Origin of the sequence: Adlercreutzia aquisgranensis (genome assembly GCF_943193145.1) — a bacterium.
Classification (GTDB): domain Bacteria; phylum Actinomycetota; class Coriobacteriia; order Coriobacteriales; family Eggerthellaceae; genus Xiamenia; species Xiamenia aquisgranensis.
The window spans coordinates 37,565-59,594 of record NZ_CALPDA010000014.1; the positions used below are offsets into that span (position 1 = coordinate 37,565).

Genomic DNA, 22,030 nt, shown 5'->3' on the forward strand with positions numbered 1-22,030 from the left:
CCCTACGCCTCTCTCGGTTCGATGGCGGGCTTGGTCTGCCCGGTGATGTCCGTTTCCCTCACGACCACCTTCGACGGTCCGTCCGTCTCGGGCAGGTCGTACATGGTGTCCTGCAGCACCCGCTCGCAGATGGAGCGCAGGCCGCGGGCACCGGTGCCGTGCTCCAGGGCCTCCCGGGCGATGGCCCGCAGCGCGTCGGGTTCGAAGGAAAGCTGCGAGTCCTCGAACTCGAACATACGAACGTACTGCTTCACCAGCGCGTTCTTCGGCTCGGTGAGGATGCGCACCAGGTCGTCCTCGGAAAGCTCCGCAAGGGACGTGATGACCGGGATGCGCCCGACGAACTCGGGGATCATGCCGTACTTGTTCAGGTCCTCGGGCAGCACGCGCGAAAGCAGCTCCGCCTCCTCGTGTTTCTTCGACTCGGGCATGTCGGCGTTGAAGCCCACGCCCGACTTGCCCACGCGCTGGGCGATGATGTCGGTCAGTCCCACGAAGGCGCCGCCCAGGATGAACAGGATGTTCGTGGTGTCGATATGAATGAGCTCCTGCTGGGGGTGCTTGCGGCCGCCCTGGGGAGGCACCGTGGCGTCGGTGCCCTCCACGATCTTCAGCAGCGCCTGTTGCACGCCCTCGCCGGACACGTCGCGGGTGATGGAGACGTTCTCGGCCTTGCGGGCGATCTTGTCGATCTCGTCCACGTAGATGATGCCGATCTGGGCCCGCGGCACGTCGAAATCGGCCGCGGTCAACAGCTTCAGCAGGATGGACTCCACGTCCTCGCCCACATATCCAGCCTCGGTGAGCGTGGTGGCGTCGGCGATGGCGAAGGGAACGCGCAGGGTGCGGGCCAGGGTCTGGGCCAGAAGCGTCTTGCCCGAACCCGTGGGGCCCAAAAGCATGATGTTGCTCTTGGCCAGCTCCACGTCGCCTTCCTGGGCATCGGCCCCCATGCTGATGCGCTTGTAGTGGTTGTACACCGCCACGGAAAGCGCGCGCTTGGCCTCCTCCTGGCCCACCACGTGCTCGGAAAGCTCGGCGTAGAGCTGGTGGGGCGTGGGAAGGTCGGCCAGGATGTCCTCGGGGCGCTCCGAAGATTTGGCCGCATGCCGTCCGGATGCGGCGCGCGCCTCGGACGCGTCGTCGTCGGGCAGGGCCGCTTGCTCCATGTGGTCGCGCAGCTGCGCCTGGATCTGCTCGAGCATTTCCGGCGTAAGCCCCATGGCGCGGTACTCGCGGGGGAAGTAGCCGGGGGCATCGTGGCCGTCATGGGAGCCCAGGGCCTGGTCGTGCAGCTTGGCCATAAGCTCCACCTGGTCCATGGCGTAGCGGGCCTGCAGCGCCGTGCCCATCCACTGCTCGCCGCCCTGCAGCGGGTAGCCGCTCTCGCTCATCAGGCGCTGGGCCTCATCGGCGTCGAAGCCCGGCGCGTTCTCGGACAGGTCGCGCACCATGGCGTCGGCGCAGATGCCGATGCACTCGTTGCAGATGTAGATGCCGTTAGGGCCTTGCACCAGGGCGACCACCTCGTCGGTGGACTTGCCGCAGAAGGTGCACACCGCATCCTGCGGCTCGTCGGCGCCGGTGCCGTTCGTTCGATCTCTCATGGATGTCCGGTTCTCTTCCCTACTCGTCCTTCTTGGCGTCGCCGGCATTGTGGGCCGCGCGCGAAGTGGTGATGCGGTCCACCAGGCCGTAGGCGAGCGCCTCTTCGGCGGTCATGTAGTTGTCGCGCTCGGTGTCGTTCTGGATGCGCTCGATGGTCTGGCCGGTGTTCTCGGCCAGGATGCGGTTCAGGCGGTCGCGGGTTTTCAGCATGAAGTCGGCCACGATGGCGATCTCGGTCTGCTGGCCCTGGGCGCCGCCGGAGGGCTGATGGATGAGCACCATGGAGTTGGGCAGGCACAGGCGCTTGCCCTTGGCGCCGTTGGACAGCAGCACCGCGGCCATGGAAGCGCACTCGCCCAGACAGATGGTGGACACGTCGCACTTGATGAAGTTCATGGTGTCCAGAATGGCCAAACCGGCGGTCACCGAGCCGCCCGGGGAGTTGATGTAGAGCGAAATGTCCTTGTCCGGATCGGCGCTCTCCAAGTGCAGCAGCTGGGCCACCACCGAGTTCGCCACATGGTCGTCGATCTGCTCGCCCAGGAAAATCACGCGGTCGTTGAGCAGGCGCGAGTAGATGTCGTAGCTGCGCTCGCCGCGGGGCGACTGCTCGATGACGTAGGGGATGAGCGCATCGCGGGTTTCGAATGCCATGGTTCCTCGTTTCTCCTCGGGGACGCGCCCGCCTTCGGGGGCTGCGTCCCGTGTCGTGTTTGCGTCCATAGTGATGAAGCGGCCCGAATCGCGCAAGGGAGCGCACCGAAAAGGCATAGCGCACCCCCCCCGGCAAAGCAGCCCGCACCGGGCCCTTGCAAACGCATCGGCCCGCACATGCCGTTTCGCCGAAGCGTCCCGGATGACGGGCCGATGAAAGATGCTCCATCAAGGGCCGAAGCCCTGCGGTGTCGGGCTATTCGGCGCTCTGCTCGGCAGCGGCCTCGGCAGCCACGTCGGCGGCAGCGGCAGCGTCGCCCTCGGCGATGTCGGCGGCCACCTCGTCCTCGGCGGCGTCCTTCTTCGCCTTCTTGGCCTTGGGCTTGGATGCCTTCTTGGCCTTGGGGGCCTCGTCTTCGGAGCCGGGCTCGACCTCGGTCACCACGGCCTCGTCCATCAGACGGGTCACGGCCTTGGTGCGCAGGATGCCCTGGCGGACGAAGTGCAGGTTGCCGGCGGCGCGCCACTCCTCCACCGTCTTGGCAGGGTCTTCTGCGCCGGAGGCGGCGAACTCGGCCACCACGTCCTCATCGGTAGCCTCGATGCCCTCGTGCTTGGCCCAGGCGTCAAGAGCCAGGTCCTGCTTGGCCACGTCGGCGGCCTGCTGCTTCACGTCGGCCTTGAACTGGTCGGGGGTGATGCCGGCCTGGTTCAGGTACATGTCGAAGGACATGCCCTGGGCCTGCAGCTGGCGGAAGAAGTCCTGCAGCAGGTTGGACTCGGCCTCCTCCACCATGCCCTCGGGGGCCTCGGCGGTGGCGCGGGCGGCCAGCGCCTCCAGGATGCGGCCTTCCTTCATGCGGGGAAGCATGGCCGCCTTCTGGGCGTCGATGGAGTTGCGCACCTGCTCGCGCACGGCCTCCAGCGTGTCGAAGCCCAGGGTGTCCTTGGCCCACTGGTCGTTGAGCTCGGGCAGCACTTCCTTCTTCACCGCGTTGACGGTCACCTTGAAGTTGAGCTTGTCGGTCTTGCCCTGCACGCCGGAGAGCAGCACCGGGGCGTCCTCGGGCACGTCGATGGTGAATTCGGCCTCCTGGCCCTTCTTCAGGCCCACCAGATTCTCGTCGAAGCTCTCGGGCAGAAGGCCCGATCCCAGCACGTAGGGACGGCTCTCGGAGGTGAGGCTGGCCACGGGCTCGCCGGCCGCGTCGGTGGCCTCGAGGGACAGCTCCACGTAGCTGTCGGCCTTCACCTTGGTGTTGGCCGGGGCGTCCTCGAGGGTCTGGTAGTGCTGGCGCAGCAGCTCGATCTGCTCGTCGACCTCCGTATCGGTGGCGCCGGCGGGCGGCAGGTCGATGGCCACGGGGCTGTAGTCGTCAAGCTCGATCTCGGGCTTGACGGCCACGGTGAACGAGAAGCTGTAGGGCTGGCCGCCCTTCACCAGGTCGGCCTGGTCGAACTGGGGATGCCCCAGCGGGTACAGGCGCAGCTGGTCGATGACCAGCGGATAGGTGTCGTTGATCACATCGTCGGTGACGGAGGCGACCACGGCCTCCTTGCCCAGCGCGTTGTCGATGACCGGACGCGGGGCATGGCCCTTGCGAAATCCGGGGAAGTTGTACTTGTTGGCGAAGTCCTTGTAGGTCTTCTTGATGCGGGCGTCCACGTCGGCGGCGTCCACCGTCGCCACTACCTTCAGGCGGCCGTCCTCGAGGGTCTCTACCTTGGTTTCCACTGGCTTTCCTCCATCGTGATTCACTAAGCGCGCAAGGCGCCACGGTTCTGCTTGCCGTCAAGCCGAGTCAGGGCACGGCAAAGCGGCGCTTAACGCACAAGGGCACATTATGGCACAACATGGCTCGACCGCATGCGTAAACGTTTCCCCGTTCACCAGATGCGCTCAAGGAGCGTGCCGGCTTCGCGGAAGCGGCCGGAGAGCAGGCCGGGCATCCCGCAGCGGGCACCTCGGTCGTCGGCAGCCCTACAGGGCCCTCCAGGTGGGGCGGTCCACGGTGCGCACGTTGATGTAGGCCACTCCTTCGGGATGCTGGGCCATGATCTCGATGGCCACGCGCTCCTTCTCGCGGATGTTCTCGGCGGTCCCCACCACGATGTCGGGGCCGTCCTCGATGGAAAGGGTGGTGGATTCCGGGTCGGTGGCCTGCACCGACACCACGCGGTCGGCCAGCTGGGTGGTCAGGCCGTCCACCACGGCCAAGGCATTGCTCACATTGGCATCCGAGCAGTAGGTGCCTATCTCGGCCTGGGTGCCGTAGGGCACGTCGGTGATGTGCAGCACGTTGGCCGCGTCCTCGTACACCTTCGCACTGGTCTTCGACGCCGCCTCGGTGCCGGCCTTGGGGATGGGCATGAGCCACATGCCGTCGGAAGCGATGGCCCAGGCCTTGGTGTCGGTGGCATCCTGGGTGGGCACCTCGACCACCGCCGCCACGGCGCGCTCGGTAACGTCGATGGCCAGCGTATCGGGGAATTCGCGGCGAACCACCACGTCGTCCACCCATGCGTCGCGCAGAAGGGAGTTGCGGATGGCGGCAGTGTCCACGCGCAGCAGCGTCTCGCCCTCCTCCACCGCGGCCAGCGCCTGCATGTCCTCGGAAGTGAGATGCTCCACGCCCGAAACGGTAACGTGCTTGATCTCGAACAGTTGCGAATGGTAGGCGCCCAGCAGGCCGAGCACTCCCCCGCAGATAAGCACGGCCACGGTCACCACGCCGATCATGTAGCGACGGTAGCGCTGGTTGCCCCGATCGCGCCGACGGTTGTCGTACAGGTCGCCCACGCGCACCGACGAGTAACCGCGGGACTGCGAAGACCGCGAAGAGCCCGCTCGCCCCGACGGCTGCCTGCCTGCGCGGCCCGACGACGGGCGGCCGGAGCCCGCGGAGGCCGAAGCCCGGGGGCGCGAGGAGTAGGCGCCTGCTCTAGGACGCGAACCCGACGGTCCGGACTTCCGGGATGAGCTGGATGCCATAGGCTTCGTACACCTTCGCTTGAACGTGGTCCATAACGCACTTCACATCGCTGGCCGTAGCGGTACCGGTGTTCACGATGAAGTTGCCGTGCTCCGGGGAAACCTGGGCTCCCCCCACCGTATAGCCCTTCAGCCCCGCGCGCTCCACCAGCGATCCGGCGGACTCCCCTTCAGGGTTGCGGAACACGCTGCCGCAGGAAGGGCAGCCAAGCGGCTGGGTCTTCGTGCGACGGGCATGGGCCGCCTCCATCTTACCGCGAATGGCGAAGGGTTCGCCCTGCTTTACGGAAAGTTCGCATTCGACCACTACCTGGTCGGCGGCGAAGGGGCCCTGCCGGTAGCCCCAGGCCATGTCTTCGGCGGGCAGGCGCCGCAGCCGGCCGTCGGCATCGAGCACCGTGGCGGCCGCCACCACGTCGGCCATGCAGCCGTTCGCAGTGCCGGCGTTCATGGCCAGGGAGCCCCCCACCGTGCCGGGGATGTCCACCGCGAACTCCATGCCGGCCAAGCAGCGGCGGAAGGCCTCCTGCACCACGGCCTGCAGAAGCGCGGCGCCGCCGGCAAGGATCGCCTGCTGCTCGTCGCTGTAGCGCACGGTGCGAAAGTCGCGCCCCAGCGTGCACACCAGGCCCGGGAACCCCTCGTCGGCCACCAGCAGGTTCGACCCGCGGCCCACCACCATCCACGGCACGCCGCAGCTTACAGCGGCGCCGATCAGGCGCTTGAGCGAGCCCAGGGAATGGGCGCACGCGAAGTAACGGGCGGGCCCTCCCAGGCGGTAGGCCGTATGGCGCGCCATGGGCTCGTCCAGGCGCACGTCGGCGTCGAAGCCCTCATCTACGCAGAGCGCCTCCAGGGCGCTGGTATGGCGAGCGGACACCCTAGCACCCCGCTCCCAGCGAAGCCGTGTCCCCCGCGCTCTTCCGGGCCAAGGCATTCACCAGCTCCGGGCCGATGGAGGTCACGTCCCCCGCGCCCATGGTGATCACCAGGTCCCCCGGCTGCACGAGCGTCATCAGGTAGGGCACCACCTCTATGCGCCGCGGCACGTAGGACAGGTCGGGGTGCCCCTCGTGCTCGATCACCACGTTCAGGAACGTCTTGCCGCTCACCCCGGGCACCGGCATCTCGCCTGCGGGGTACACGTCCATGAACGTGAGCGTGTCCGCGGCGTCGAAGGCCTCGCCGAACTCGTCGTGGAGCACCTCGGTGAACAGCGGCGCGCGGGAGTAGCGGTGGGGCTGGAACAGCACGTGGATGCGGTTGTAGCCCAGCTCGGACGCGGCTTGGATGGTGGCTTTGATCTCGGTGGGATGGTGCGCGTAGTCATCCACGACGGTAACGCCCGCCACTTCCCCCACCAAATCGAAGCGCCGGCGCACCCCCGCGAAGGACGAGGTGGCCGCTGCCGCCTCTGCCGGATCGAACCCGAGCGCCCACAGAAGCGTCACCACGCCGGCGGCGTTGGCCGCGTTGTGCGCGCCGGGATTCTGGCGCACGGCACCCGTCACCACCTGGCCGTCGGGCAGCTCCAAGGTGTAGACGCTGGATATGCCCTGCTGCTCGAAGGACAGGATGCGGGCGTCGGCATCCTCGGCGAATCCGTAGGTGAACAGCGTGCGACCCGCCGCCCGGGCCAGCCGCACCAGGTTGGCGTCGTCGGCGCAGGCCACCACGATGCCGCCGTCGGAGGGCACCGAGGCCATGAAGCTGGAGAACTTCTCGTAGATCTCGTCCAGGTCGCGGTAATGGTCCAGATGGTCGGCCTCTATGTTGGTGACCAGCACCGCCGCCGGGGAAAGGTAGCGGAAGGACTTGTCGGACTCGTCGGCTTCCACCACGTAGTGACGCCCCTCCCCGGAATGGGCGTTGGTGCCGTAGGCCCGCACGATGCCGCCGATCAGAAACGTCGGGGACTCCCCCAGCTGGTCGAGGGCCGTGGCCAGCATGGAGGACGTGGTGGTCTTGCCGTGGGTGCCGGCAACGGCCAGCGTGGACAGGCCCACCCCCAGCCGGGCGAGCATTTGGGCGCGGTGCCAGATGGCAAGGCCGCGCTCCTGGGCGGCCACAAGCTCGGGGTTGTTCGGCAGGATGGCGGTTGACACTACCACCACCGGGTCGCCCTCGGGCACATGGTCGGCATCGTGGCCGATGAACACGGGGATGCCCGCCTCCACCAGCTGCTGGGTGTAGCGGCTTTCGCGCAGGTCCGACCCGCTCACGGTAAGTCCCTGGTCATGGGCCACCTTGGCGATACCGGACATGCCCACGCCCCCGATGCCGATGAAATGCACCCGGCTAACCTGCTGATCTATCATCACGGCCTGCGCACCCTTTCTTCGTAAGTCGAACGGACGCGGAACCGGCGGCATGCAGCAGCCGCAGCCCGCGCCCGAAGCCTGCCCGCTATCCTCGGGCAGCCTCCATCACCGCGTCGGCCAAGGCGGCCGCAGCGTCCTTCGTCCCCATCTTCTCGGATGCCTCCGCCATGGACGCCCGCAGCGCGGCGTCGTCCACCAGCCTCAGCATCTTCTCGCGAAACTGCAGCCCCTCCACCTGGTCGTCGGCCACGCACAGCGCGCATCCCGCCTCCACCCACGCTTCGGCGTTGCGGCTCTGGTGGTCTTCCGTGGCGTAGGGAAACGGCACCAGCAGCGCCGGAATGTGGCGAGCGGATATCTCTGCCAGCGACGTGGCCCCCGCCCGCGACACCACCGCATCGGCGGCGGCCATGGCAAGGCCCATCTGGTCGGTATAGCCAAGCAGCTGCCAACGGGCGCGCTGCGCTTCGTCGAGCCCCAGCGCCTCGGCAGTGGCCTCAAGCTCCTTGGGCCCGGTCAGATGCACCACGTACAGGTTCGGGCGGGCCAGAAGCTCGTCTTTGAGGGCCGCCATGGCCTGGTTGATGTGGCGCGCCCCCAGGCTTCCGCCGGTCACTAGCAGCATGAGCGCGTCTTGCGGAATGCCGAAGGCGGCGCGGCCCTTATCCTTGGCGGCGGCGAACACGCTCTGGCGCACGGGGTTTCCCGTCACCAGCACGCGCCCGGCATCGGGCACATCCTTGGCCGCATGCTCGTAGGTCAGGCACACACGCTGGGCACGGCGGGCCAGGTACTTGTTGGCCATGCCCATGACCGAGTTCTGCTCGTGCACCACCACCGGGATGCCCAGCGACTCGGCGGCGCGTCCCACGGGGATGCACACGTAGCCGCCGAAAGCCACCACCGCGTCGGGCCGGGATTCGGCGAAATCGCGCTTGGCCTGCTTGGTGGACGCGTTCAGGGTCAGCAGCGCCTTGGGCAGGGTGAGCGGATGGTTGCGGTTGAAGCCCTTGGCCTCGTAGGCGGTAAACGGAATGCCCGCCTGGGGCACCAGTCGGCTCTCCAGGCCCTCCGGCGTGCCGGCGAAAGAAACCTCCACCCCGCGGTCCCGAAGCGTCTCGGCCAAGGCGAGCGCCGGGTTGATGTGTCCGGCGGTTCCCCCGCCTGAAAGCAGCACCCGCACGTTACCTCCTCCCCCGGCCGCCCTGCGACCGCACCACGCGAAGCTCGCTTCTGCGCCGCTCGGCCTCCGTCGGCAGCTCGGCCTGGCGGGCCACCGACAGGATAAGCCCCACCAGCAAAAGCGACGAGATGAGAGACGAGCCGCCCGCCGATAGGAAGGGCAGCGGCTTTCCCGTGACGGGCGCGATACCGATGACGCAGCAGATATTCAAACACGCCTGGAACACCAGCATGATGGTGCAGCCGAGCGCAAGCAGCATTGAGAAATTATCCGTTGCGGCAAAGGCGATGTGAACCCCCGCCCACAGGATTGCCACGAACGCCGCCACCACGGCAAGCGCCCCCACCAGCCCCAGTTCCTCGCCCACGATGGCGAAGATGAAATCGGTCTCGGGCTCGGGAAGGTACAGGTACTTCTCCACGGAGTTGCCCAGCCCCACGCCGAACAGGCCGCCCAGGGCCAGCGCGTAGCGGGCATGGATGAGCTGCCGACCCGACCCTTGGCCGCCCTCCCCGTCGTTCCAGGGGTCCATGAACAGCATGATGCGCTGCATGCGGTAGGGCGTGATGAAGATCATGGCCACCACGGCGGCCAGCATGACGGCGACGAGCAGCCCCACGGCCCACCACGGCGCACCGCCTATGATGGTGAGGGCCACCACCGTGACCACGCAGATGATGGTGGTGCCCAGGTCCGACTGTGCACCCACGATGACGGCCAGCGGCGCCCCCGCGAACAGCGCAAGCCCCAAAGCGCAGGTGCCTCCGGATATGGCGCCGTTCTGGTAGCGGGCCATGCAGCGGGCCGCCATGACCACGATGGCTATCTTCATGAACTCGGAAGGCTGCAGGCTGAACGGGCCGATGTTGATCCAGCGGTAGGCGCCCAGCGCGTCGTTGCCGATGATGCGCACCAGGACGTTCAGCGCCAGCAGCACCGCCCAGCCGCCGTAGAGCAGCATCCTCGGGCCCGGCGAGTCGTCGTTCCAAAACGACGCCGGCACCGCCTTCCAGAAACCGAACAGCAGGCCGAACCCTATGAGGGCGAAGATCGCCTGGTTGCGCATCTTGGCCCAGGGAGACCCCGATTCGTTCACGAGCGCTTCCACAGTGGAGGCGGAGTAGATCATGACGATGCCGAAAAGCGTGAGGAACACCGTGGCCACCAGCAGCACCGCCACGTAGAATCCCACCGGCCGCGATGGCCGCCCCGCCTGCGCCGTCTTCCGTGCCATGGGGCTTCCCTAAGCGCCCGCGGCGGCTGCGCGCTCGGCCACCAGCGCCTTGAAGGTGTCCCCGCGCTCTTCGAAGCAGGAAAATTCGTCGAAGGAGGCGCATGCGGGCGACAGCAGCACGATGTCGCCGCCCTCGGCAACGTCCAGGGCAACGTCCAGGGCCTCGGCGAGCTTGCCGGCATGCAGCACCGAAACGGGCTGCTCGCCGCGGGGAGCGGCCTCCAGCGAAGCGAAGGCGTCGGCGAACCGGTCGTGGGACTCGCCGAAGAGCACCACCGCCTTGGCGTGGTCGCGGGCGGCTTGCACCAGCGGCGCCAGCTCGGTTCCCTTGTCTCGACCTCCCAAGAGCACGATGGGCCGCGCCGGGTCGAAGGCGGCGAAGGCCTTCAGGGTGGCGTCCACGTTGGTGGCCTTCGAATCGTTGTAGCAGGCGACGCCGCGCACGGTTCCGCAGGGCTCTATGCGATGCTCCAGCGCCTTGAAGCTGCGCAGCCCCTGGGCCACCTCGTCCTCGCCAAGCCCCAGCGCCAGGGCGACAGCGGCCGCGGCAAGGGCGTTCGACACGTTATGCTCGCCGCGAATCTGCAGATCGGATGCGGGAACCAGCCGATGCTCGCAGCCGCTCAGGGCCACGGTGAGCACGCCGTCGGAATCCAGGAACGCGGCGTTGTCGCTTCCGCACGCGGCGCGCATGTCGCCGCTTACGCCCTGGGCCGTGCCCACGGGCACGTAGGAGAAGCCCCGCTCGGTGTCGGAGGCGGCGCGCAGGCTGCGCACCGTGGCGCGCACCACGTCGTCGACGGCGTCCAGCACCGCCACGGCCCCGGGCACGTCGGCCAGGTTCGCGAGCACCTTCAGCTTCGCCTGCTCGTAAGCCTCGAAGCTACCGTGCCATTTCAGGTGGTCGGGGGTGATGTTGAGCAGCACCGCGGCGTTCGGCGCGAAGCAGCGGGTGCCGTCCAGCTGGTAGGACGACGTCTCCGCCACGTACACGTCCACGTCTCCTGCGGCCACGGCCTCAAGACACGTGTCGCCGATATTGCCCACGGCCTTGGCGCGCATGCCCGCCTGCTGCAGCAGATGGGCCGTAAGCGAGGTCACGGTGGTCTTGCCGTTGGTGCCGGTGATAGCGGCCCAGCGGCTGGAGGCGGCGCTCTCGCGCCAGGCGAACTCCACTTCCGACACCACTTCGCGGCTTACGGCAGCAGCGTTTCGGTACAGGGCAGTGCCGGGCGCGATGCCGGGGCTGGCGATACACAGGTCGAAGCGGTCGGCGCCCGCACGCTGGGCAAGCAGCTGGGGGGCGTCGTCGCCGAAGGCGGCCATGAGCGCGCTTGCGGGGTACTCCATCACGAACGCCTCGGCTTGGGCCGTGCGCTCCCCCGCCGCCACGGCCAGGGCCTCAACCCGAGCGGCCGCAGGCCCCGTCAGGTACGACACCGCCGCTTTGCCGCTGCGTCCCAGCCCCAGAACAAGCACGCGCCCCAAGCTCCGCGGCGCGCGCTTCCTATCGTCCAGATACTCCTCGCGGTTCGCATCCATGGCCTACACAGCTCCCAACAGCGATTGGACGAAGTACACGAAGAAGCCCGTGGCGGCCAGGAAGCCGGACACGATCCAGAACCGCACGACCACTTTCGTCTCCGACCAGCCCTTCTTCTCGAAGTGGTGGTGCAAAGGCGCCATCAGGAAGATGCGCTTCTTCGTCTTCTTGTAGTAGAACACCTGAATCATGACCGAAAGGGCCTCGGCCACGAACAGGCCCCCTATGATGAGCACCAGAAACTCGGTCTTGGTCAGCACCGCCAAGCACCCAAGGGCCATGCCCAGCGCCAAGGATCCGGTGTCGCCCATGAAGATATCGGCGGGAAACGAGTTGTACCACAGAAAGCCCACGCACGCCCCGGCAAGCGACGCGGCGAACAGGGCCGGCCCCAGGCTGCCGGTGCGAAAGCCGATGGCCGCCATCACCAGCATGACGATCATCACGGTGCCGGCGGCCAAGCCGTCAAGACCGTCGGTCAGGTTCACCGCGTTGCACATGCCTACCAGCAGCACGTCCACGAAGGCCAGGTAAAGCCACGGGATGCTGATGCCGAACACCGTGGTGGTAAGCACCCCCAGATCAAGGTTGCAGACAAACGGGATGTCCAAGGTGGGCGCCACGCCCAGCAGGTTCACCGCCACCAGGGTAAAGGCGGTGGCGATCAGGAACTGGCCCACCAGCTTCGCCTTGGGGGTAAGCCCCAAAGATCTCTCCTTGACCACCTTCGACGCATCGTCGATAAGGCCTAGAAGCCCGGTTAGCAGCGTGGCCACCAGAAGCACCAGCACCTCGGCCGAGGCGCCCCCGGTCACCACCACGCTGACGCAAACCGCCACCAGCATGACCACGCCGCCCATGGTGGGCGTGCCCTGCTTCACCAGATGGCTCTCGGGACCGTCGGCGCGCACCTGCTGGCCGATATGCTTGCGGGTAAGCACGCGGATCCATGCCGGCATGAGCAAAATGACCAGCGCCACCGCAATGGCGAAGGCCAGAAACACCATGAACGTAGGGTATTGGGAGAACAGCGCGAACATCTAGGCCACCAGCCCTTCGGCCACGCGGTTGAGCCCCATGGAATGGGAGGCCTTCACCAGCACGGCGTCCCCGGGCTCCAGCAGCGGCTCCAGGTAGGCCAGCACATCGGCCACGGTGTCGCAGCGGACCAGGTTCTGTTCGGGGAAGCCCGCCGCCAGCGCGCCTTCGGCGATGAAGGCCGACAGCGGCCCCACGCACACCAGGCAATCGATGCCCTGGGAAGCGGCGAAGCGCCCCACTCCCCTGTGGCAGGCCTCGGCGAAGTCGCCCAGCTCGCCCATGTCCCCCAGCACCGCCATGCGCCGCCCGGCCACGTCCATGGAAGCGAACGTGGAAAGCGAGGCGCGCATAGATTCGGGGTTGGCGTTGTAGGCGTCGTTGACCACGGTGAACCCGCCGCGGCCCTCGAGCACCTCCTGGCGGCCCGCCTCCGGAAGCGAGCGGGACAGCGCCTCTACGCACACCTCCAGCGGGATGCCCAGGGCGCGCCCCACCGCCGCGGCGGCGCAGGCGTTGGACACGTTGTGGGCGCCGCGCAGCGCCAGGGCGCACGGGCAGGTCTCCTCCACCCACGGCTCCCCTTCCAGAAAGCCGCGGCAATGCAGCAGGAAGGAGGGGCGCCCCTGGTCGTCAAGGGTTGCATCGGTCGCCCACACCCTGTGGTCGCGGTCGGCCGGATGGGCGTCCAAGCAGGTCAGATGCCGCTCGGTGGCCGAGGGACTTCCGTCGAAGAACACCTCTTCCACCGACCGGGCGTGCAGGTTCGACACGGTGGCCATAAGGTCGGCGAAGTCGTCGTCGGCGTTCACGAAGGCCTTGCCCGACCCTTCGGGCAGCGCGCACAGAAGCTCGGCCTTGGCCCGCGCGATGTTCTCGCGGCTGCCCAGAAGCTCTATGTGCGCCTCGCCCACGTTGACCACCACGCCCCAGTCCGGGCGCACGTAGTCGCACAGAGCCGTAATCTGGCCCGCGCCCCGCATGCCCATTTCCACCACCACCACCTGGGTGTCGGCCTCGGCGCGCAGGACGGTCTTGGGAACGCCCAGCTCGTTGTTCTGGTTGCCCTGGGTGGCGCACACCGTGAAGCAGGAGGCTGCCACGTCGCGCACCAGGTTCTTCGTGGTGGTCTTGCCGGTGGAGCCGGTGATGGCCACCACCTTGCCCGTTAGGTGCTGGCGCCACTGCGCGGCCATGTCCTCGACGGCATGAGCCGTGTCGGGCACCTCCAGCACCGCGGCCCCCAACTCGCGGGCTAGGGACAGCACGCCGTCGTCGAGGGGCTGCATGACCAGGGCGCCCAAGGCTCCCTGGCGAAGCGCCGAGGCCACGAAGTCATGGCCGTCGGCCCGCTCGCCGGGCAGCGCCACGTACACGTCGCCCGCGGCCACGTCCCGCGAATCCCAGGTGACGCCACAGGCTATGGCTCGTGGGTCGATGGGCTCCACCACCGCTTGGGCGCCGGTGCATTGGGCGATCTGCTTGAGGTTCATGCGCATGGGACGTCTCCTCTACGGGCGGTCCTTCGCCGCGTCGGGGCCGAACAGCTCGGCAAGCGCCGCCGCAGCGCACTCGCAGTCGTCGAAATGGACGGTCTTAGAACCGATGATCTGGTAATCCTCGTGGCCCTTGCCGGCAATGAGCACCGCGTCTCCCGGGCGCGCCGCCGCCAAAGCCTCGCGGATGGCCCGGCCGCGGTCGGGCTGCACCTCGAAGCGCCCGGCGCCGGCGGCCATGCCGGCCGTGATGTCGTCGATGATGGCCCGCGGGTCCTCGCTTCGGGGATTGTCCGAGGTCACGTACACGAGGTCCGCAGCCAGAGCCGCCTGGCCCATGAGCGGGCGCTTCGTTGCGTCGCGATCGCCTCCGCAGCCGAACACCACCAACGTGCGCTCGCGGGCGAACTCCTTCACCGACGAGAGGGCCTTCGCCAGCGCGTCGGGCGTATGGGCGTAATCCACGAACACCGACACGTCGCATCCTGCGGGCGAAGGCACCCGCTGCAGACGGCCGGGCACCTGGGGGGCCTCCCGCAGGGCCTGGGCGATGGCGGCGGCCGGAATGCCCAGGGAAAGCCCCACGCCGAAGGCGGTCATGACGTTCTCGACGTTGAAGCGGCCCACCAGCGGGTAGTCGAAGGCCACCTGCTGGCCGCGCACGTCCAGCACGATGGAGGTGTGGGTGTCGTGGTAGTCCACCGACACGGGGTGGATCTGGGCGGCTTCGTTGAAGCCCGTGGTGACAATGGCGTCTCCCGCGGCCGAGCAACGCTCAAGCAGCCTGCCTCCCCAGGCGTCGTCGATGCAGATGACGCGTTTGGCCGGGTAGTCCGACGAGAACAGGCGAGCCTTCGCCTCGAAGTAGGCCTCGAAGGTATGGTGGTAGTCCAGGTGGTCCTGGGTCAGGTTCGTGAACGCCGTCACGGCGAAGTGCGAGCCCCAGGTGCGGTCCAGGTCCAGCGCGTGCGAACTCACCTCCATGGCCACCACGTCCTCGGACGCGTCGCGCATGCGGGCGAAGAGGCGCTGCAGGTCGGGGGACTCGGGCGTGGTGCGCTCGGCCTTCTCGCGCACGCCGCCGATACGCACGCCCACGGTGCCGATAACGCCGCAGCGCTTGCCGGCATGCTCCACGATGGACTGCACCAGGTAGGTGGTGGTGGTCTTGCCGTTGGTGCCGGTGATGCCCACCAGCGAGAAGTCGGCGGAGGGGTCGTCGTAGAAGTTGACGGAGGCCTGGGCCATGGCCTTGCGGGTGTCGCTTACCACCGCCTCGGTCACCTCCGTGGCGTCGGCCAGGTACACCTTCCGCTCCACCACCAAGGACTTCGCCCCGTGGTCGATGGCATCCTGCGCATAGGAATGCCCGTCGGAGACGGTGCCCACGATGCAGAAGAAGGCATCGCCCGGATGCACTTCGTCGCTGCGGTAGGCGATGCCCGACACCGGCTCGTCGCCGTTGCCTATCACTGTAGCCTGCACACCCTCAAGGATGCCGCTCAAGGTCTTTTCCATGCTAGCTCTCTTCCGGGGATATCCTGAACCGGTCTATGGCCTTGGCCATTATATCCCTAAACACGGGAGCCACCGTTCTGTCGCCGGGAACCTCGTTCGCTCCCACAAAACATACCAACCGGCTTGACGAGTTCGGCAAAAACCCGGTGAAGGCGAGGTTGTACACCCCTTCGCGGTAGCCGCCGTTCTCCTCGTCGTAGATCTCGCCGGTGGCCGTCTTGCCCGCCACGGTGTAGCCCTCGATAGCCGCCGAGGTTCCGGTGCCGTCGGAGACCACGGTGCCCAGCATGTCCACCAAGGTGTCTATGGCCTCGCCATCGTCGCTGATGCGCGTGGTGGGATACTCCACGGTCTCGCCGGTGCGCGCGTAGGACATCAGGAAGTGCGGGGTGCACTCCACGCCGTCGTTGATGAGCGCCCCGTAGAAGCGGGTCATCTGCAGCGGCGTCACCGAAAGGCCCTGGCCGAAGCTGGCGTTGTAGCACTTCACAATGTCCCAGTTCTCGTAGTCGCCCAGCCAGCCCAGCACGTTGGTGCCCGCCTCGCCCTCGCCCGGAAAGTCCACGCCGGTACGCGAGTTCAGGTTGTAGCGCACGATGGAGTCGTACAGGGCCCTAAAGCCCATCTGCTCCGTGGCCAGCGAGATGCCCACGTTGGACGACTTGTCCAGAATCTCGCGCAGGGTGAAGGTAGCGTCGCCGCGCTCGTGGGCGTCGGAGATGGTGTAGATGTCGGCCTGAATATAGGACGGGCAGAAGATCTCGGTGTCCGGCGTCATGGAGGTGTTCTCCAGGATGGACAGCATCGACACGGTCTTGAAGATGGAGCCGGGCTCGAAGGTGTCGGTGATGCAGCGCAGCTCCGTGGCGCGCTCCTCCACCTTCGTGCGGTCGGCCGGGTTGAAGAACGGCAGCGACGCGGCGGCGTAGATCTCGCCGGTCTCCGAATCCATGACGATGGCGCTGCCGCCGGTTCCCTCCACGTCGTCCACACCCTTGACCAGGCGCTCCTGCACGTACTTCTGAAGCTCGAGGTCGATGGACAGCACGATGTCCTGGCCATCCACCGCCGGCTCCACCACGCTCTCGCCGCCAGGCTTGGGCAGGCCGCCCAAGCCCACCTCCACCGACGAAGTGCCCGGCGTACCGGACAGAAGGCTGTCGTAGTAGGCTTCGATGCCCGAGAGGCCCACGTAGTACTCGCGGTTGCGCTCCTCGTCGGTCTCAAGGCTGCAGGCGCCCACCACCTGCCCGGCGATCTCGCCCTGGGGGTACTCGCGGCGGGTGGTCTGCTTCACGTGCACGCAGTCGATGCCCAGCGCCTTCGCAGCGTCGCCCACTTCGGGGTCGACCTTCTTCACCAGAATCTGGTAGGTGCCCTTGCGGGTGAGCTTGTCCAGGTACTCGGCGGGGTCTCCCCCCAGAACCGACGCGATGGCCTGGGACTCCGCACCCGGGTCCTCGCTTTCGGAAGGGTTCACGTAGATGTCCACCGCGTCCACGCTGATGGCCAGCACGGTGCCGTTGCGGTCGTAGATGGTGCCGCGCCTGGGCTCCAGCACCTCCACGCTGGTGTGGTTCTCCACGGCCATGGCCCGGTACTGGAAGGGATCGAACACCTGCAGCAGCACCAACTGGGCGGCAATGCCGGCAAGCACCAGGCCAAGCAGCACCAGCACCAGCATCATGCGGGCGCCGGGGTTGGCTGCCGCGGCGGCGTTTGCCCTGCCCTGCCCTTGGAAGCCGCCCCCGCCCGAGGTGCGGCCGCGCGAAGCGGACGCATGGGAGCTTCGGCGGGACGAGCCTACGGTTCGCTGGGAAAGGTTCAGGTTGTCGTAGCGGCCCGTCCGCGGGCGCGCAGACGCGGGCCGCAACGGGGAAGCGGTCCCGCGGTAGGATGTGGAAGATCTGCGGGGCGCCACGGAAGGCTACCCTTCAAGGGAGATGAGGCTGTTGACGCTGCCGGAAAGGGACAGCGCGCCGCTACCGTCCAGCACCACCACGTCGGGCGAGAGCTCGATAACCCCCACGCTGGAAGGTGCCGCCATGCCCAGGCGCTTAGCCTCGGCGCTGATGCGCGCGGGGTTGGCCAGGGTGGACTGCTCGATCTCCAGCGAGGTGGAGGCGGTACGGACGTCCTGGATGCTGTTGGAGATCTGCTGCGAGTCCAAGGAAGTGGCGATAGCCGCCGACGAGAGCGCAAGCCGCAAACAAGCCGCGACCGCCACTATCAGCAGCACCACTACGGCTGCCATTACGAAGCCGGCTGCGGAAGAGGCGGGCTGAGGTCGCACCGAGGAAGCGGTCTGGGCACCGCGCACCACCCGCACTTCCTGGCGGGGCTGCGCGCGGCGCTGCGTGCTGCGCTCGGGCTGCGGGGTGTAGCGGGTTCGGCGGGCGGGCTCGGCGGCAAGGTTGCGGGCGGCGGTGCCGTACACGTAGGCGTTTCGGCCGGCCATGCTCTCGCTCCTTTCCGCCCCCTTGGGCTAAACAGGCGCGCCTTGGGTGGTTCCGGGCGCGCCTTGCAGGTTCGTCTTCTAGTTGGACGGGCAGTCCAAACACTTCTGGGCCACGCGCAGCTTGGCGCTGCGGGCCCGGGGGTTTCGGGCTACCTCGTCTGCCGTCGGCAGGACGGGCTTTCTGGTAACAAGCTCAAGTACCGGCTTTCTTCCGCATGCGCACACCGGCAGATCCGGCGGGCAGGTGCAGCGGTTCGCCATAGCGGCGAAGGCGTCCTTGACGATGCGGTCCTCCAAAGAGTGGTAGCTGATCACCGCGATGCGCCCGCCGGGGTTCAGCCAGCGAATGGCCGCTTCAAGCCCGCGACGCAGCACGTCCAGCTCGCCGTTCACCTCGATGCGAAGCGCCTGGAAGGTGCGTTTGGCGGGATGCCCCCCGGCCCGTCTGGCCGATGCGGGGATGGCCGCCTTGATCACCTCCACCAGCTGCTCGCTGCGGACGATCGGCTCCTGCTGGCGCGCCCTCACGATGAACTCCGCGATTCGGCTGGCCCACTTCTCGTCGGAGTAGGCGCGGATTATCCGGGAGAGATCTGCTGCGTTGTAGGTGTTGACGATCTCTGCTGCGGTTAGGGTTTGGTTCCCCGGATCCATCCGCATGTCCAACGGGCCGTCCTCCTTGAAGGAGAAGCCGCGCTCGGGTGTGTCTATCTGCACGGACGATACCCCCAGATCGAACAGGATCGCATCGATGCCGGGAATGTCCGCGGAAAGCAGCGCTTGGTCGAGGTCGCCGAAGTTCCCTCGCACCAGCTGGATGCGCGGGCGCTGCGCCTTCGGTATCGTCCCGAGTTTGGCTTCGGCGGCCGCAAGGGCCACCTCGTCCTGATCGATACCTATGAGCAGGCCCGACGCTCCCAGCTCTTTCGCTGCTTCGGAGGAATGCCCTGCTCCGCCGAGCGTTGCGTCCACGAATATGGGGTGTGTTTTAAGCTGCAGGTATTCGAGGCACTCGGGGAGCAGGACGGGTATGTGCCGGTATTCGCTTGTCACGGTTCGCGCGGCAGCCTACTGCATGAAGGACGCGAGATCGATCTCGTCGTCCGCCTGCTCGAAGGAGGCCGCATCCCAGATCTCGAAGTAACCGGTGTTGCCCACGATGACCACGTCGGCGTCGATGCCCACCTTCTCGCGCTGGGCCTTCGAAAGGCCGATTCGCCCGGCGGAGTCGATGGTCACCGGCATGCTGCGAGACTTCAGCTTGCGCTTGAGAGCCTCGTGCTGGCTGCTGGAGGAATCGTACTTCCCGAAGCGGTCGACGAAGAACTTGTCCACCCAACGGTTGAAGTCCTCCTGGTCGAACACGCGCAGCGCCTGATCCTTCATGTCAACGGTTACCACAAGGTCGGTCGGAAGCACCTTGCGGAACTGAGACGGGAGCGCAAGGCGACCCTTGGCATCCACCTTATGGCTGTACGACCCCATGAGGTCGATATGCCACGCGGTTTCGCCTTCCATCGCTTGAGCCTTCCCTGCTAGTGATCCCACGGTTCTTCCGATGGCTGGAATAGTACACCATTTTGCCCCACTTCGCTACACTTTATCCCACTTTTACCCCCCTGTTACCACTGCCATACGTAAATCCGCGGCGAGCGTTTCTGCTGGTAAAAACGAATGTTCGCTGCTCGTGGACAAAAGCACTCACCAATACGGAGCCCATATAGTGGTTGTCAGGGAAACGCACCCCCAAGATATGGAACAGTGCATGCTTGAACCATACGTTCGTTCGTGATAATTCGGGTTGGTGGGGCGCCATCCCAACGTTTTCGCCGTCCCCAGATCAGAAATATGCAGAACCTATGGCGAGCGGTCCCCTACCCAGGCAAATGGTTGCAGAAAGGAAAGTGTCTTCAACAACCAGCGGTCGCCGCGAGATGGGGGCTTAAGCCTAAGCCGCAATCGCGGGGTGCATCCCCTGCGGCAACCCCCCGCGCTTCGATCGTATTTAGCGGCGCCCCGCCTGTCATCGCAACCCGAGAGCCGAAGGGCGCCGAGCACAACGAAACCGGGATTGTCCACCATCGCTGAATTGCCGGATCAAACCGGCGATCGCGCAGTCCGAAAGCCACCGGCATGAGCCCGCGCTCACGCCGTCAACGAGCTCGCAAGCCCTGTCCCCCATGCCTCGTCCGATTTCCATGCGAATCGATTCCGTTGCATTATATGTATAGGATATGCATAATCAGCATACGATGGACACCCGTAGATACATAGACTTCGAATGGGACGACCGCAAGGCGGCTGCCAACGTCAAAAAGCACGGCGTGAGCTTCGAGTCCGCCGCCGACGCGTTCTCCGACCCACATGCCTGCGTCTTGCCGGACACGAGGCATTCGGACTACGAAGAAAGATTCTTCCTAATAGGGTTGGATCTTGAATCCCGGGCGCTTACGATCTGCCATTGCGAGAAGTGCGGCGACTCAACGATCAGGATAATCTCGGCAAGAAAATCCACAAGAACCGAGGAACAGCAGTATTGGAGGTATCGAAATGAGTAACGCGAGGGAGGCTGCCAGCATGCCCGCCGAGATCGATTTCTCGGAGAGCACCCCGAATCCCTACGCCGGCAGGGTTCGCCGACGCATAACCATCAATATCGACGGCGACACCGTGGACTACTTTAAGGAGGAGTCGCGGCGCACGGGCGTGCCATACCAAACCATAATGAATCTTTACCTTGGCCAATGCGCAGCCGAGGGAAAGCACCTAACGTTCGCATAACGCTTACGAGCATTGCGCAGGAGGGCTAAGGCACAGGCGCAGTACCGAGAAACACGGACCCCAAGCCCACCTGCGCTTCACCGCTTCAAGAGAACGCCAGCGACACAACCCGCTTTCGAGAGAGAAGCTCCCACCAAGAATCTTGCAAGGGACAGCCGGCAAAGCTTCCCCGATCAAAGCCGTCGCTGGAGATTCGGTCGAATCCGTTGTCGAACAGAAGGGTTAGGCTCGCTGACGACAGCCTTCCGAGAAGGAGAAGGGCGGCACCAAGACAATCCTGCACAAAGTCTTGCTGCCCGCAAAAAAGCGACGGGGGCGCGCCGAAGCCCGCCCCCGCAATCGGTTCCTACTTCTGCCAGACGCCATCGGCGCCTACGTAGTAGCGGCCATTGTCCACCCAGGCGCTGGTGGCCATGGCTCCGCTCGACCCCACCCAGTAGACGCCGTCCACCCAGGTGTTCGCCGCCATGGCGCCGGAGCTGCGAAGGTAGTACCAGCTACCGCCCACTTGCTGCCAGCCGGTGGCCATGGCGCCCGAGCCTTTCAGGTAGTACCAGGTGCCGCCCACCTGCGCCCAGCCGGTTGCCATGGCGCCACTGGACTTCAGGTAGTACCAGGTGCCGCCGACGGACTTCCAGCCCGTAGCCATGGCGCCGGAGCTCTCAAGCCAGTACCACTGGCCTCCCACCTGCTGCCAGCCAGTGGCCATGGCGCCGGAGCCAGGCTTCAGGTAGTACCACTCGCCGCCGACGCTCCGCCAGCCCTCGGCCATGGCGCCGGAGGAATCAAGGTAGTACCAGATGCCGCCGACTTGGACCCAGCCGGTCTGCATGTAGCCGGACGCGTTGAAGCGGTACCATTTGCCGCTAATACGCTCCCAGCTGTTCGCAGGATAGCCGCCCTTGTCGTAGGCGTACCACCAGCCGGCAGAATCCTGCTTCCACGAACCAGATGACGCCGTGGCGCTCCCCTGCGAACCACCCTGGTTCGGTTTGCCGTTCCCAGCTGGCTGCTCGATGACGAACGTCACGCGCTTGTACCCGGAATAAGCGCCCAACCCCTCGACGATAACGCCCGCAGTTCCCGCATTCACGTTGTTCTCATACGAATGAATCTTGTAGTCTTTACCGGCAACCAAGGTTTTCCCATCATAACGCAGCTCGACAGCTGGAGTGATCGCTTTACCCGTATAAGCCTGGTTCTT

General features: G+C 66.4%; 19 protein-coding genes. 2 read left to right on the forward strand and 17 right to left on the reverse strand.

All coding sequences use genetic code 11. The features are described 5' to 3' along the window. Positions 1-2: 2 nt before the first annotated feature. The 16 genes from clpX to NFR41_RS09325 all read right to left on the reverse strand — a co-directional run bounded on the left by clpX (position 3) and on the right by NFR41_RS09325 (position 19,563). Positions 3-1,607 (reverse strand): ATP-dependent Clp protease ATP-binding subunit ClpX, encoded by a 1,605-nt coding sequence (gene clpX / locus NFR41_RS09250; RefSeq protein WP_251231621.1) that lies wholly within the window; start codon positions 1,605-1,607, stop codon positions 3-5. Between the two features lie 19 nt (positions 1,608-1,626). Next, positions 1,627-2,262 carry an ATP-dependent Clp protease proteolytic subunit gene (locus tag NFR41_RS09255; RefSeq protein WP_160212760.1) on the reverse strand — a complete coding sequence of 212 codons (636 nt, stop codon included), beginning with the start codon at positions 2,260-2,262 and terminating at the stop codon, positions 1,627-1,629. Positions 2,263-2,518: 256 nt separating this feature from the next. Further along, positions 2,519-3,997 (reverse strand): trigger factor, encoded by a 1,479-nt coding sequence (tig, locus tag NFR41_RS09260; protein ID WP_251231622.1) that lies wholly within the window; start codon positions 3,995-3,997, stop codon positions 2,519-2,521. A gap of 246 nt (positions 3,998-4,243) precedes the next feature. Further along, on the reverse strand, positions 4,244-5,062 hold the full coding sequence (locus tag NFR41_RS09265) for a cell division protein FtsQ/DivIB (RefSeq protein ID WP_251231623.1): 819 nt from the start codon (positions 5,060-5,062) through the stop codon (positions 4,244-4,246). 142 nt (positions 5,063-5,204) lie between these two features. Beyond that, positions 5,205-6,134, reverse strand: a complete 930-nt coding sequence (murB, locus tag NFR41_RS09270; RefSeq protein WP_251231624.1) for a UDP-N-acetylmuramate dehydrogenase — start codon at positions 6,132-6,134, stop codon at positions 5,205-5,207. 1 nt (position 6,135) lies between these two features. Further along, complete coding sequence (gene murC / locus NFR41_RS09275) at positions 6,136-7,572, reverse strand: UDP-N-acetylmuramate--L-alanine ligase (protein ID WP_251231625.1); 1,437 nt, start codon at positions 7,570-7,572, stop codon at positions 6,136-6,138. Positions 7,573-7,660: 88 nt separating this feature from the next. Beyond that, positions 7,661-8,758 carry an undecaprenyldiphospho-muramoylpentapeptide beta-N-acetylglucosaminyltransferase gene (gene murG / locus NFR41_RS09280; protein ID WP_251231626.1) on the reverse strand — a complete coding sequence of 366 codons (1,098 nt, stop codon included), beginning with the start codon at positions 8,756-8,758 and terminating at the stop codon, positions 7,661-7,663. A 1-nt stretch (position 8,759) separates the two neighbouring features. Continuing rightward, positions 8,760-9,992 (reverse strand): FtsW/RodA/SpoVE family cell cycle protein, encoded by a 1,233-nt coding sequence (locus tag NFR41_RS09285; RefSeq protein WP_251231627.1) that lies wholly within the window; start codon positions 9,990-9,992, stop codon positions 8,760-8,762. Between the two features lie 9 nt (positions 9,993-10,001). Beyond that, positions 10,002-11,534 carry a UDP-N-acetylmuramoyl-L-alanine--D-glutamate ligase gene (gene murD / locus NFR41_RS09290; RefSeq protein WP_251231628.1) on the reverse strand — a complete coding sequence of 511 codons (1,533 nt, stop codon included), beginning with the start codon at positions 11,532-11,534 and terminating at the stop codon, positions 10,002-10,004. A 3-nt stretch (positions 11,535-11,537) separates the two neighbouring features. Beyond that, positions 11,538-12,575, reverse strand: a complete 1,038-nt coding sequence (gene mraY, locus NFR41_RS09295) for a phospho-N-acetylmuramoyl-pentapeptide-transferase (RefSeq protein ID WP_160212768.1) — start codon at positions 12,573-12,575, stop codon at positions 11,538-11,540. Further along, entirely contained in the window at positions 12,576-14,072 is a 1,497-nt protein-coding gene (locus NFR41_RS09300) for a UDP-N-acetylmuramoyl-tripeptide--D-alanyl-D-alanine ligase (RefSeq protein ID WP_251231629.1), read from the reverse strand. 12 nt (positions 14,073-14,084) lie between these two features. After that, positions 14,085-15,587 (reverse strand): UDP-N-acetylmuramoyl-L-alanyl-D-glutamate--2,6-diaminopimelate ligase, encoded by a 1,503-nt coding sequence (locus tag NFR41_RS09305; protein ID WP_251231630.1) that lies wholly within the window; start codon positions 15,585-15,587, stop codon positions 14,085-14,087. 1 nt (position 15,588) lies between these two features. Continuing rightward, positions 15,589-17,508, reverse strand: a complete 1,920-nt coding sequence (locus NFR41_RS09310; RefSeq protein ID WP_251231631.1) for a peptidoglycan D,D-transpeptidase FtsI family protein — start codon at positions 17,506-17,508, stop codon at positions 15,589-15,591. A gap of 6 nt (positions 17,509-17,514) precedes the next feature. Continuing rightward, entirely contained in the window at positions 17,515-18,045 is a 531-nt protein-coding gene (locus NFR41_RS09315; RefSeq protein WP_251231632.1) for a cell division protein FtsL, read from the reverse strand. 78 nt (positions 18,046-18,123) lie between these two features. Continuing rightward, the gene (gene rsmH / locus NFR41_RS09320; protein ID WP_251231633.1) at positions 18,124-19,098 is read right to left on the reverse strand and encodes a 16S rRNA (cytosine(1402)-N(4))-methyltransferase RsmH; all 975 of its coding nucleotides are present in this window, start codon (positions 19,096-19,098) and stop codon (positions 18,124-18,126) included. Between the two features lie 15 nt (positions 19,099-19,113). Beyond that, complete coding sequence (locus NFR41_RS09325) at positions 19,114-19,563, reverse strand: division/cell wall cluster transcriptional repressor MraZ (RefSeq protein ID WP_160212772.1); 450 nt, start codon at positions 19,561-19,563, stop codon at positions 19,114-19,116. A gap of 734 nt (positions 19,564-20,297) precedes the next feature. Between NFR41_RS09325 and NFR41_RS09330 the strand changes: the two genes are divergently transcribed. Next, positions 20,298-20,603: a BrnT family toxin gene (locus NFR41_RS09330; protein WP_251231634.1), complete on the forward strand. Its 306-nt coding sequence runs from the start codon at positions 20,298-20,300 to the stop codon at positions 20,601-20,603. Beyond that, complete coding sequence (locus NFR41_RS09335) at positions 20,596-20,826, forward strand: antitoxin (protein ID WP_251231635.1); 231 nt, start codon at positions 20,596-20,598, stop codon at positions 20,824-20,826. The genes NFR41_RS09330 and NFR41_RS09335 overlap by 8 nt, the downstream gene beginning before the upstream one ends. Before the next feature lie 346 nt (positions 20,827-21,172). Here NFR41_RS09335 and NFR41_RS10530 read toward each other — a convergent pair whose 3' ends face one another. Beyond that, a complete protein-coding gene (locus NFR41_RS10530; RefSeq protein WP_285833872.1) occupies positions 21,173-21,964 on the reverse strand; it encodes a cell wall-binding repeat-containing protein in 792 nt (263 codons plus the stop codon). Positions 21,965-22,030: the final 66 nt, after the last annotated feature.

What these genes read in the sequence shown, in the direction of transcription:
- clpX (WP_251231621.1), bottom strand. Translation starts at nt 1,607, where the DNA reads ATGAGAGATCGAACGAACGGCACCGGCGCCGACGAGCCGCAGGATGCG.
- NFR41_RS09255 (WP_160212760.1), bottom strand. Translation starts at nt 2,262, where the DNA reads ATGGCATTCGAAACCCGCGATGCGCTCATCCCCTACGTCATCGAGCAG.
- murC (WP_251231625.1), bottom strand. Translation starts at nt 7,572, where the DNA reads ATGATAGATCAGCAGGTTAGCCGGGTGCATTTCATCGGCATCGGGGGC.
- NFR41_RS09285 (WP_251231627.1), bottom strand. Translation starts at nt 9,992, where the DNA reads ATGGCACGGAAGACGGCGCAGGCGGGGCGGCCATCGCGGCCGGTGGGA.
- murD (WP_251231628.1), bottom strand. Translation starts at nt 11,534, where the DNA reads ATGGATGCGAACCGCGAGGAGTATCTGGACGATAGGAAGCGCGCGCCG.
- mraY (WP_160212768.1), bottom strand. Translation starts at nt 12,575, where the DNA reads ATGTTCGCGCTGTTCTCCCAATACCCTACGTTCATGGTGTTTCTGGCC.
- NFR41_RS09300 (WP_251231629.1), bottom strand. Translation starts at nt 14,072, where the DNA reads ATGCGCATGAACCTCAAGCAGATCGCCCAATGCACCGGCGCCCAAGCG.
- NFR41_RS09305 (WP_251231630.1), bottom strand. Translation starts at nt 15,587, where the DNA reads ATGGAAAAGACCTTGAGCGGCATCCTTGAGGGTGTGCAGGCTACAGTG.
- NFR41_RS09315 (WP_251231632.1), bottom strand. Translation starts at nt 18,045, where the DNA reads ATGGCCGGCCGAAACGCCTACGTGTACGGCACCGCCGCCCGCAACCTT.
- NFR41_RS09325 (WP_160212772.1), bottom strand. Translation starts at nt 19,563, where the DNA reads ATGGAAGGCGAAACCGCGTGGCATATCGACCTCATGGGGTCGTACAGC.
- NFR41_RS09330 (WP_251231634.1), top strand. Translation starts at nt 20,298, where the DNA reads ATGGACACCCGTAGATACATAGACTTCGAATGGGACGACCGCAAGGCG.
- NFR41_RS09335 (WP_251231635.1), top strand. Translation starts at nt 20,596, where the DNA reads ATGAGTAACGCGAGGGAGGCTGCCAGCATGCCCGCCGAGATCGATTTC.